Source organism: Micromonospora sp. LZ34, assembly GCF_052981855.1.
Genome location: NZ_JBRIQN010000095.1, coordinates 1 through 11,170, shown reverse-complemented (window position 1 = coordinate 11,170; position 11,170 = coordinate 1). Strand labels below are relative to the sequence as shown.

Below are 11,170 nucleotides of genomic sequence, written 5' to 3'. Positions count from 1 at the left end.
CCGCGCCGGCCTTCCCCACGCCCAGCAGCGCCACGTACGTCTCGACCGAACGCTGCAACAGGATGGCCACCCGGGCGCCGCCCGCCACGCCGAGGGCACGCAGGTGATGGGCCAGCCGGTTCGCGCGCCCGTCCAGCTCCCGGTAGGTCAGTCGCTCCTTGCCGCACTCAAGCGCGATGGCGGACGGATCCCGGTCGCAGGCGGACTCGAACACCTGGTGCAGCCGCCGCGTGCCCGTGACGGCGCCCTCATCCCGCCGCCCGCTCACGGTGTGGACGAGCGGCGGGCCCACGACGATCCGGGCGTCCGACTCCGGAAGATCCTCCTGTCGAAGGGCTGGGGTGGACGTGCCGGTAGACCCTGACTGCTGCACGAACCGCGAACCTCCTGCACCGACCACGCCCGAACCACCCGTTGCCATGCAGCGACGACCATGCGGACTCCGATCGGTCACCAGGAAGGTGACGAGGCTGTCCGACAGATCAGAAGCTCACGGCATAGGCCTATAAAAGCGAAATCTGCCCGTAACACCGACAGACCCTCGTGAAACTAGCAAAGGACCGCAATCCGTGCTGCCGAACTACTGATTGACGCCGCAGTTAGTGGGCGGTCGACGTGTGGGCCGTTCTAGCCGCAGGGCACGTCACACATCCAGATGACAGTTGTGCCGTCACATAGGTGAGGGAGGTGGCGCGCCTGGTCGTCGCAGCCGGTCCGAATGGTCGCCCGAGGTGACCAGTAAGCGACCGGATCCACCGAGATGGACGACCGGGTACCTGGCGTCTCTCCCTTGATCGGTCAATCAACCGCTATGTACAGTTCCCCGCTGGCGGAACCGTTGCCCGATCTGGTTGAACAGCGCCCGCGACGGGAACGGGAACCCCAAGTGCCCGGACAGAACGGCCACCACGTGCGCGCTGGTCCGCAGCTTCGGCCACATGAGCCTTGAGGTAGACGCGGTCCAGGCACTGGATGTCTAACGCCACATGGCCCGTCGAGCACCTCGTTGACCGTCACGACACGCGCACCCATGACGGCCTCCATAGTTGCGGCTATGGATGCGATGATGCGACGCCGGCGACGGAAAGACCAGCTCAACGCTGGGCGGTCTGAGGCGGCGCCTCACCGGTACCCAGCCGCACTTCGCGGAGTCGGAGTCTTCGCTGGTAGTGGCTGATCTGCGCGCGGTGTTGATGTCGATGTCGCCACCATGACCATCGATTGGTGGGCGGCGGTTCGGACTCGACTGATCAGGTGTGCCAGCAGGTCCCTCGCGACGGCCACCCAGCGCTGTTCTCTATAGACTTTCGCGCTAGTGGCGGTTGAGAATCTTGCTGGTTGGGCGGTCGCGCCCGACGACCTGATCGACGAGCTGTTCGCCCGCGCGGCGCGTGGACAGCGGCAATCGAGGCCAGTTTGCGGCGGCCTGCCTTGCGCAGCCCGGCCGGCTCGCCGCAGCGGGACAGCAGTTCCCGCGGCGGGCGCCGGGCGAGACCGCTGGCGTGACATCGCCACTGGCACGCCCGGCGCCGTAGATCATCTGGCTAAGACGGCCACCGTGATGGCGAAGCCGACGATCAGCAGGGTGATGCCGCCAAACACGATGGCCGGAACCCACCGGCGCGCCGGCTCCGGTACCTGCCCTATGCGCTGCGTTGGCTGGTTCCATGCGTGAGGTGCTGCCACGACACTGCGGCGCTCCGGTCCGAGCGGCGGTGGGGTGCGGGGTGTCGACTCAGCCATCATGAGCCTCCGACGACTGTCGTTGGTGCGCTTGGTTTTGAAGGGACGGGACCACGGGGGTCGGGGAGTCCCGCCGATCATGAGGCGCGGTAGCGACCTTCCATCAGCGAGAGGCGCTGCCCATGGGTGAGGCGTTACATCGCCCTGGGAGGTGAGGGGCGGGCGGGACCGCGGGGTGGGTGGGGTGCCCTCCAGGCCCGTCGCTACTCGGCCTCGCGGTCGTCGTACCTGGAGCCTTGCCGTTCAAGGCGTGCCCGAACCTCGGCGGCGTGCTCTTTGGCCACCTGCATGTCCGCGCCGGCTGCCTCCAGCAGCTCGACGGTCGGCCCGCTGATGCCGTGCGGGTCCGCGAGGGCGACGCCGGCCTGAATACCGAGTAGCTGCCGGTCCGTGGTCACCGCGCGGACGGCGGCGATCGCTTCGGTGCGGGGCGCGTCTCGATCCGCACCGGTGCCGTACCGGCCGGCGACCCCGGACAGCTCGGCCAGCAGGATGCGCCGCCGCTGCGACAGTTTCGAGACGTTCACCACCCGACGACCGTACCCGCAAGGCGGGTGCCGGGACGCGGATGCGAGTAGGCACGGGGTACCCCTAGGAACCCCGCCCCGGCGGGCACCAACCAGGGGGAAAGACCCGCCTTCCTGAATACCCCTGCCCTTGCCTCGTGCAGCTAGCCCTTCGATGAAAACCGTTCCGGCTCCGACCCGCCTCGGGAGCGCCCCATGTCTGTCACCTCACCCGGGCCGGACAGCCCGTTCTCCCCGACCGGCAAGGTGCCCAGCCGCGCTTGGCAGGTCACGATGGATGAGGCCGTGGCCGCCGCGGAGGCGGCCGGCTGCCGCCCGACCCCGCGTAGCGGCCCAACCCGCCTGCACGTCCAGCGGGACTGGAAGACCGCCGCCACCATCTCGCCCACGCCGGGCGGTGTGGTCGTGAAGCCGGCCTGGACGACGGGCTGGACATTCTTGCGGCCGTCCTGGTCGCGCTGTTCATCACGGTGTGCGGGGTGCCCGGGCGCGCTGGCGCCCGTCGTCCCCTGAACCGTCAGCGGTCATCAGGTGCGTCGCGTGTCGCACCTGGGGAGCGTCGGCGGGGCGGCGCCGGCTCGCGGCACGACATCCGGTGCGGTGCGCGGCCTCGGTTTCAGCCGGGGCGCGTCGGCGACCTCGATCTCCGGCAGGTCGTCGAGGGACACGGCCACGATCACGTCGGCGTGCCCATCGACAACCATCCGCAGGGCGACAGCGGCGGACGCCACGGCGGTCACCTCGTAGCCGCGGTCGAGGGCGTGCTGCGCCGTGGCGGCAGGCCGGTGGGCCTGGTCGTCGACCGGCATCACGATGACGGCCCGGGGTGACGGCCGCCCGCCACCGGGTGCAGTGGCGCTATCGCCCTGGTGATGGCCGAGTCGCACCTGTACGCCGGCAGGCGCTACGCGACCGCCGTCGGCGGGCCGCGCGGCCGGCTCGCGCTGTGCGGGCACTGCTACGAGCAGCACGGCCTGGTCCTCGACCTGCGCGGCTGGTCGGTTATCGCTGACACCCGTCCCCGGCCGTACGCCGAAGGGGACGCCCGCCGCAACGGGTGGGCGCGGTGAAGGGCACGATCCGGCGCGCCCGACCTGGCCGTCTACCGCCCCCCGGCCAGCCGGCCGGCCTACCCCGGCGCGCCCATTCTCTGGCCGCAGACGCGCCGGGGTGGCCGCCGCGGTGGTGGCTGTGGGTCCCACCGCGGTGGTGTGGCTGGCCAGTCAGGAGCGGCTGACACAGCCTTCATCCCACGATGCTGATAGTCGCCTACCTGGCGATGGAGCTGGTCGCGTTCTCTCACCGTCACCCGGTCGGGCGACCCACCACCGCCGGGCCCTTCGCCGGCTACACCCCGCAGACCGTCGACCGGTTGCAGGCCCTGGTCGGGAGGCGGGCCGGCCATGACCGCGACGCCCACCTACAAGACGGCCCCGTGCGCGTCCTGCCAGCGGCCGGTGATCTGGACGGTCACCGACAACGGCACGCGGGTGCCCGTCGACGCGCAGCCCACCCCGGACGGGATGCTCAGAAACTCAGACACGCGCTCGTAGCGGCAACCCGGGGTGCCCACGGGAGCGGGTTCCAGCGTCGTTCTCCTATACGGACTCGCGGTGCCAACCATCACCGACGTCGGCGGGCGACATGGCCTGAGTTTCACCGACCCATGGGCGCCTCGCCAGACGCGTGTTCTTCTCCTATGAGGTCACAAGCCCGACCGGTGACGTACAGGAACGGGCACCCCGGACGGTCGACGAATCCCGTCAAGGACAGCATCGTCGGTCAGTCGGTGGGTCAGACCACCCGGGTGACCCGCTCCAACATCCTCACTGTCAGTCGCGCTGAACCTCGACAACGGCAGGGTTCGCTCCCGGGTGGTGGAGGTCAAGTTCCGGTTCGGCCGCAAGGACCTGCAGACCTCGCGCTTTGCCCGCTGCCCCCAGGCAAAGAAGTGGAGGCGGCGGCGATGAGTGAACCCGACGCCCGTCTCTACGCTGCTGCGTAACCCCATCGACCACATCGAGCCCGGCCCCAACGCCCGCGGCCAGGTCGGCAGACGTCGACGACCTCGCCGCCTCCCTGCGCGCGGCCGGCGAGATGGTCCCGGTCATCGTCGAGTAGCTGCCCGACGGCCGGTTCCGGCTCATCGACGGCCACCGCCGGCAATGGCCACCAACCAGGCCAACCTGCGGCACCTGGACGCGGCGCGCCGCCCGGCGACGCCGAACGCATCATCCGGCCGTTGACGATCAGCAGCCACGCAAGCCGTTCGATGACCGAGGCCATCGCCCTGCACCGGCTGACGAACGCATGACGCGGGAAAAGATCGCCCGGCTGGTCGGCAGGTCGCCGGCGTGGGGGCGGAACCGTTACGAGCGGCAGCAGGATCCTTGTCCGCCTGCTATCGCCCTCTGCAAAGGGGTCGTGTTGCAGTCTTGCCAGGAGTCGAGACTGCTGGTCACCGCTTCGCACGCGGGGCGCACACCCGGGGAGGTCCGGACGCGTGCGCCGGCGGCCGACGGCAGCGGCAACGCCGCATGCGGACGTCTGTACCGGGCACACGGCCGAAGACCTCGGCAGCGCGGCAACAGGTCCAGGCGCGTCTGTTGACGGGCTGGCGGTTCTGGCCAGGCCACATCGCGGGCATCGCGGCAGTTACGGCGGCCAGCGGCAGCAGCAGACAGGTCTGCAGGTTGCCCGTCGTCGAGCGCGGTCAGGTCAGGCGGTAATCGAGGGCGGTGTGGCGGCGACCGGCGCCGACGGTGCGGACGGCGGCGGCGAGGGCGCGGCGGGAGCCGACGAGGACGACGAGTTGTTTGGCGCGGGTGACGGCGGTGTAGAGCAGGTTGCGTTGCAGCATCATCCACGCGCTGGTGGTGAGAGGGATGACGACGGCGGGGTACTCGGAGCCCTGGGAGCGGTGGATGGTCATGGCGTAGGCGTGGGCGAGCTCGTCGAGTTCGTTGAAGTCGTAGTCGATGCTCTCGTCTTCGTCGGTGCGGACGGTGAGGGTCTGCTCCTCGACCGACAGGGCGGTGACGATGCCGACCGTGCCGTTGAACACGCCGGCTTGGCCCTTGTCGTAGTTGTTGCGGATCTGGGTGACCTTGTCGCCGGGGCGGAACACCCGCCCGCCGATGCGCCGTTCGGGTTGCCCGTCGCGGGAGGGGGTGAGGCGTTGTTGCAGCAGCCCGTTGAGGGCGCCGGCGCCGGCGGGGCCGCGGTGCATGGGGGTGAGGACCTGAACGTCGCGGCGCGGGTCGAGACCGAACTTGGCGGGGATGCGGGTGCAGGCGACATCGACGGTGAGGGCGGCGGTGGCGTCGGTGTCGTCGCAGGCGAACAGGAAGAAGTCGGGCAGGCCCTGGAGCAGGGGTGGTTTGCCGGCGTTGATGCGGTGGGCGTTGGTGACGACCCCGGACTGGGCGGCTTGGCGGAAGATCTGCGTCAGCCGGACGCGGGGGATAGCCGGGGCGGCGAGCAGATCGCGGAGGACCTCCCCGGCGCCGACGGAGGGAAGTTGATCGACGTCGCCGACCAGGAGCAGGTGCGCGCCGGGTGGAACGGCTTTGACGAGTTTGTTGGCCAGGATGAGGTCGAGCATGGAGGCCTCGTCGACGACGAGCAGGTCCACGTCGAGGGGATTGTCCCGGTCGTGGGTGGGGTCCCCGCCGGGGCGCAGCTGCAGCAGCCGGTGCACGGTGGCGGCGGGATGCCCGGTGAGCTCGGAGAGGCGTTTGGCGGCGCGGCCGGTCGGGGCGACGAGGGTGACCTTGGCTTTCTTCGCGGCGGCGAGTTCGACGATGGAGCGGACGGTGAAGCTCTTGCCGCAGCCAGGCCCGCCGGTCAGGACGGCGACCTTTGAGGTGAGGGCGAGGCGGACGGCTTGTTCCTGTCCGGGGGCGAGGTCGGCGCCGGTGCGGGCCTTCAACCACGCCAGTGCCTTGCCCCAGTCGACGCTGGTGAAGTGGGGCAGCCGGTCGGCGCGGTTGTGGAGCAGCCGCAGCAGTGACCCGGCCAGGGACTGCTCGGCGCGGTGGAACGGCACCAGATACACCGTGGGAACCGGCTCGTCCGCGCCGGGCAGGGTCTCGCGGACGAGGCCCTCCTCGGTGACAAGTTCGTCGAGGCAGGCGGTGACAAGGTCGCCGGGCACGTTGAGGATTTTGGTGGCGTCGGCGACGAGCTGCGGGGCGGGCAGGTAGCAGTGTCCGTTGTCGGTGGCTTCCGACAGGGTGTACTGCAGCCCGGCCTTGACCCGCTGCGGGCTGTCGTGGGGGATGCCGACGGCTTGGGCGATGGTGTCGGCGGTCATGAAGCCGATGCCCCACACGTCGGCTGCCAGGCGGTAGGGCTCGTTGCGGACCACTGAGATCGACGCGTCGGCGTACTTCTTGAAGATCCGCACGGCGAGGGAGGTGGACACCCCGACTCCCTGGAGGAAGACCATCACTTCCTTGATGGCCTTCTGCTCCTCCCACGCCGCGGTGATCTTCGCCGTGCGCTTCGGTCCGAGGCCGGGCACCTCCACCAGGCGAGCTGGTTCCTCCTCGATGACCCGGAGGGTGTCGAGGCCGAAGTGGGCGACGATCCGCTCGGCGAAGACGGGGCCGATGCCCTTGACCAGGCCGGAGCCGAGGTAGCGCTGGATGCCCTGGATGGTGGCGGGCAGGACGGTGGTGTAGGAGTCGACCTCGAACTGCCGTCCGTATTGCGGGTGCGACGACCACCGCCCGGACAGGCGCAGACTCTCCCCGGGCTGCGCGCCCAGCAGCGCACCGACCACCGTCAACAGGTCGCTACTGCGGTCGGTAGCTACGCGGGCGACGGTGTAGCCGGTCTCCTCGTTGACGTAGGTCAACCGCTCGAGCACCGCGTCCAGTACCGCCAGGGGCGGACGGGTGGAAGCGGTCACGGCGACCATCCTGCCGCCTACAGGCGGTGCGCTGCCACCTCGCGTCGGCGCGACCGTGCCATGCGGCCGCGGCCAGGGCGGTCAGGTTGCCGGATGGCCGCAGCGGGCGAGGTAGCGCAGCAGGTCCTGGATCTGGTACTCCTCGGCTTCGGGAACAGAGTTGTCGGCCAACCGCTTTCGAATGAGGCTGATGTCGGCCTCGACCTTCTCCGCGGCGGTCGCCGCTCCGGCGGGAGGGTCGGTCAGCGTGAGCGGTCGCATCGCCGCCGCGATCGGGCAGGTCGAGTGCCGCGCAAAGACCGCGTACCTTGGCCAGCTCCGGATAGTGCTGCCAGTCGCCAGTGACCCAGCGGAAATGGTGAAGTGGCTGACACCGGTGTGTCTGGCGGCGTCCTCAGTCGTGACCCTCCATGAGCCGTCGCCTTGCCTCAGGGTAAATCGCACCCACCCCCCGTTGATCAAATCTGATCAGACGGCCGTGCGCGAGCAGGTCTGCTTGCGCCGCACGGATCGAGCGGTAGGTGTGCCGACGGCTTCAACCGTCACGCTGCGTCAATCTTCGCCGTGTAGCGTCCGGGGCTATGAGCGGCGGTGACCACGACGCTGTCGAGGACGATCCGGGCGGTGGGCAGGCTGCGGTGACGTTACTGTCGGAGGCGATCACCGCGGCTGCGCTCACGCGCCTGCGCCACGCGGTGACCGCCGCAGCCGGCTCGGCAGGCCTGACCGATGGCGCGTTGGAGGACTTCGTCTTGGCGGTGCATGAGCTGGTCACCAACGTCGTACGCCACGGCGGCGGCGCCGGTGAACTGTTGCTGTGCCAGGACGGGGACCTGCTGACGTGCCGAGTCACCGACCGCGGCCCCGGCCTCGACGACGTCGTGGTACGCCTTCCCGGACCGGCGGAGGCTGGCCACCGGGGGCTCTGGCTGGCGCAGCGGCTCAGCGCCGCCCTCGTGATCGATAGCGGCCCCGGCGGGGTGACCGCGTCCGTCACGGCGCGCATCACACCGCCACGGCCAACCGGTCAGGGACGGTGACGGTGGAGCAGGACCGGACCTGGCAGTGGCGCTGCGACATCGAGCCCGACCGCACGGTCGTGACGCTGCTCGGCGAGATCGACATGGCCGAAGCTGATCACCTGCGCGACGTGCTCCGCAACGCCATCGCCCAGGCCACCCGCGTCGACGTGGACCTGGCGCAGCTGACCTTCATCGACTCGGCCGTGATCAACACCCTGGTCACCGCCCACCAGCACGCTGCTAGCGTCGACGTCAGGTTCACCCTGGTCAACCCCACCGGTCAGGTCCGCCGGGTCCTCGCCGTGACCGGCATCCTGCACACGCTCGGCGGGACGCCCTCGCCCTGATCCCTCGGCCTGAACGGTGCAAATAACGACATGCGGGCAGCCTTGCCGTCGGCCCGCAGTCGTCAGACGGCTCCGCGGGCGCTCGTGCGGGTCGGTTCCTGGCGAGCCATACGCCGTCGGGCTGCTGCGGCCTGTCCGTTAGCAACCGATAACCACCGCTCCAACCCGGTGATGCTCATCCCAGCCTGTCGACGCACGTTCCGCAACCCTGTCCCGCAACCGCTCGGGATTCAGAGCCAGCCGGCGGCATGACTCGCACAGCGGCGGTAATCCACCGTCCCTGCCCGGCTCGGACGGCTGGCAGCGAAGTGTGGGCGGTACGGCTTCCGAGATCGGGAGGCAGTACTTCAGGAGGCTTCCCGTGCTCGCGCACATGAGGAGAGCCTTCACGTAGTGCGGAGGCATTTTGCCCATCCCTACAGTTCCTGCTCACGGCGTGAGCGTCTCAAGGCGTCCTAGAACAACGATCGCGGTGAACGCCGCTGATACGAGCCGCCGTCGCACCGCCGGCCCGCTTGGACATACCCCTCCGCCTCACCCCAGCAACGCCTGAAGGTCATTACCTCCCGCCCCGTGTCGGAACACCGGCACCGCTCGGAGCGCGGCGACCTCAACTCTGGCCCCGTGCCGTCCCTCGCTCCCAGCTCGAACCCCCTGCCGCAGGCCCTAATCCTGGCAAAATCACTTCACGAAAGGTGCTCGGCCTGTCCGGCGGCCTCGATCAGGCCGACGACAGCCTCACCGTCTGGATCGAGCGCTACCTCGACCTGGCCGTACGCGGCGTGCGCTCCACTGAGGTGGCCGCCAAGATCGCCCGCCACCTCGGCCGGTTCGCCGCCTGGATCACCGATGGGCTCGGTCATGACCGGCTCTCGGCCGTGACCGTCCGCGAGGTGACCGCCTGACGCGATCACCTGGCAACCGCCGGCAATATCGGCCGCGACGGCACGACGGCACCGATGGCCGCCGCTACGGTCAACAACCATCTCGCGCACCTGTCGGCGCTGTTCTCCTGGATCACCGCGCACGCCCCGTCCGGGCTGCTGCGCCACGGCGATCCGGCCAAGCAGGTGGCCCCGTTGCCGCTGCCCGCCCCGCAGCCGCGAGCGCTGGCCGCCGCCCAAGTGCGCACCGTCAAGAACATCGTGGACAGGATCGAGATCTTCCACGAGCTCTAAGGTCGCCGCCACCGCCTCACGGCGCTCCGATCGCACGCCCATGCCCGTCCGCTGCGCGACCGTGCCATCGTCTACCTGCTGTTCGGCAGCGGGCTGCGCCGCGCCGAAGTGGTCGGCCTGAACCTGGATCAACTGGAGCCGGCCGACCCCGGCCGGCTGCGCCAGGCCAAGAAGGCGCGCCTCGTCGGCGTGCGCGCCAAGGGCCGTACCAGCCGCACCGTCTTCCTTGGCCGCGACGCCCGCCAGGCGCTGGCTGACTACCTCGACCAGGAGCGGCCCGGCGACGCTACCGCCAGTACCACCCCGGCGCCCGGTTCCTGTCGGCCGCCTCCATCGCCGCCCGCCGCCCCGACGGCCGCCTGTCACCGCGCTCGATCAACACCATCGTCGGCGAGGTCGGCCGCCTGCACGACGCCCAGATGTCTGACCCCGAGCGCAGGCTCGGCGTGCTGCGGCCGCACGACGCCCGGCACACCTTCGCCTTCCAGCTTTCGCAGGCCTCCGGGCATAACCGGACCGAGCTCGAACGCCGCCTGGGCCACGCCAACGACCGCTACCTGCGCCTGTACACCAACCCGCCCGACGACATCGCGGCCGGCTACATCGAGGACCTGTGACCCCGCGCTGATTCCCAGCGGACCACGCCCGGGGGCGGGCCAACCGCGGCCGGTGCAGGCTACCGGGGAGGATCGGGTGCCAGGCTTCCGTCGGGGGCGATGTGATCGAAGATCTGGCCGATCAGCGTGATCACATGCGGGTCCTCCACCGCGTACAGCGTCCGGCGGCCGTCCCGGCGTGCGCTGATCAGGCCGGCCAGGCGAAGCTTGGCCAGGTGCTGGGAGACCGTGGCGATGCCGATGCCCGCGTGCGTGGCCAGCGTGCTGACGTCGTAGGAACCGTGGGTGATCAGCCACATCAGGTGCAGCCGTACCGGGCTGGCCAGCAGGGCGAACGTCTCGGCCGCCGCCCTCAGCTGCGCCGGGGTCGGCGCTGGGTGCTCGGCTCCGGGTGAACCCGGAGCGGGGGAGGTCGACATCGTTCCTCCATTGTCTCGCGCCGACGGCCTGTCGCCCACCCTACGTTTCGACACTTGCGCGATTTACGAAACATGTGGAAGATGGGGGCACTCCGAAGGGGAGTAGTCCGCAACGCCCGCACGTCGACACGCTGAGAACCTCGCGTTCTCCGGCGGCGGGGACCGGTCACCGGCCGGTGGACGAGACCTTCGGCCACGCAGTCATGCCTGGCCGAGTCCTCCCGTGGGTGCCCGGCCGGGTTGTCCACCGCCCGGGAAGGACTTCTCCACGTGGTTTCGACCAACGCTGCTGCGCCCGCTGCTGAGCTGCGCGCTGCTCACCCTGTGTTCCGCACCGGGTTTGATGGAGACATCGAAACCTGGGAGGAACACCAGCGATGCCGGCACCGAAGAAGTACAACG

The 11,170-nt window shown here is 69.9% G+C and carries 12 protein-coding genes and 1 pseudogene; 7 read left to right on the top strand and 6 right to left on the bottom strand.

The annotated features are described in order from the left end of the window. The 3 genes from ACVCAH_RS36615 to ACVCAH_RS36605 form a co-directional block, all read right to left on the bottom strand. On the bottom strand, positions 1–214 hold a 214-nt coding region (locus ACVCAH_RS36615), incomplete at its 3' end, for an AMP-binding protein (protein WP_447140795.1). A 1,732-nt stretch (positions 215–1,946) separates the two neighbouring features. Beyond that, positions 1,947–2,273 (bottom strand): hypothetical protein, encoded by a 327-nt coding sequence (locus tag ACVCAH_RS36610; protein WP_447140794.1) that lies wholly within the window; start codon positions 2,271–2,273, stop codon positions 1,947–1,949. A gap of 524 nt (positions 2,274–2,797) precedes the next feature. Further along, positions 2,798–3,079, bottom strand: coding sequence for a hypothetical protein (locus tag ACVCAH_RS36605; protein WP_447140793.1), 282 nt, complete (start codon positions 3,077–3,079; stop codon positions 2,798–2,800). A 63-nt stretch (positions 3,080–3,142) separates the two neighbouring features. On the opposite strand from ACVCAH_RS36605, the gene ACVCAH_RS36600 reads away from it, so the two are divergent. Then, positions 3,143–3,340 carry a hypothetical protein gene (locus ACVCAH_RS36600; protein ID WP_447140792.1) on the top strand — a complete coding sequence of 66 codons (198 nt, stop codon included), beginning with the start codon at positions 3,143–3,145 and terminating at the stop codon, positions 3,338–3,340. A gap of 1,643 nt (positions 3,341–4,983) precedes the next feature. On the opposite strand, the gene recD2 is transcribed toward ACVCAH_RS36600, so the two are convergent. Next, positions 4,984–7,194: an SF1B family DNA helicase RecD2 gene (gene recD2 / locus ACVCAH_RS36595; RefSeq protein WP_447140791.1), complete on the bottom strand. Its 2,211-nt coding sequence runs from the start codon at positions 7,192–7,194 to the stop codon at positions 4,984–4,986. 72 nt (positions 7,195–7,266) lie between these two features. Next, positions 7,267–7,446 (bottom strand): hypothetical protein, encoded by a 180-nt coding sequence (locus ACVCAH_RS36590; RefSeq protein WP_447140790.1) that lies wholly within the window; start codon positions 7,444–7,446, stop codon positions 7,267–7,269. Between the two features lie 320 nt (positions 7,447–7,766). Here ACVCAH_RS36590 and ACVCAH_RS36585 point away from each other — a divergent pair, with 320 nt between their 5' ends. The 6 genes and pseudogenes from ACVCAH_RS36585 to ACVCAH_RS36560 all read left to right on the top strand — a co-directional run bounded on the left by ACVCAH_RS36585 (position 7,767) and on the right by ACVCAH_RS36560 (position 10,349). Continuing rightward, complete coding sequence (locus tag ACVCAH_RS36585) at positions 7,767–8,225, top strand: ATP-binding protein (RefSeq protein ID WP_447140789.1); 459 nt, start codon at positions 7,767–7,769, stop codon at positions 8,223–8,225. Positions 8,226–8,227: 2 nt separating this feature from the next. Next, complete coding sequence (locus ACVCAH_RS36580; protein WP_447140788.1) at positions 8,228–8,554, top strand: STAS domain-containing protein; 327 nt, start codon at positions 8,228–8,230, stop codon at positions 8,552–8,554. 695 nt (positions 8,555–9,249) lie between these two features. Further along, positions 9,250–9,459 carry a hypothetical protein gene (locus ACVCAH_RS36575; RefSeq protein ID WP_447140787.1) on the top strand — a complete coding sequence of 70 codons (210 nt, stop codon included), beginning with the start codon at positions 9,250–9,252 and terminating at the stop codon, positions 9,457–9,459. A gap of 54 nt (positions 9,460–9,513) precedes the next feature. After that, a complete protein-coding gene (locus ACVCAH_RS36570) occupies positions 9,514–9,732 on the top strand; it encodes a hypothetical protein (protein WP_447140786.1) in 219 nt (72 codons plus the stop codon). 45 nt (positions 9,733–9,777) lie between these two features. After that, positions 9,778–9,993 (top strand): annotated as a pseudogene (locus ACVCAH_RS36565) (site-specific tyrosine recombinase XerD); the annotation flags it as partial. 56 nt (positions 9,994–10,049) lie between these two features. Further along, positions 10,050–10,349 carry a tyrosine-type recombinase/integrase gene (locus ACVCAH_RS36560; protein WP_447140796.1) on the top strand — a complete coding sequence of 100 codons (300 nt, stop codon included), beginning with the start codon at positions 10,050–10,052 and terminating at the stop codon, positions 10,347–10,349. A gap of 59 nt (positions 10,350–10,408) precedes the next feature. On the opposite strand, the gene ACVCAH_RS36555 is transcribed toward ACVCAH_RS36560, so the two are convergent. Then, a complete protein-coding gene (locus ACVCAH_RS36555; protein WP_447140785.1) occupies positions 10,409–10,768 on the bottom strand; it encodes an ArsR/SmtB family transcription factor in 360 nt (119 codons plus the stop codon). Between the last annotated feature and the right edge of the window lie 402 nt (positions 10,769–11,170).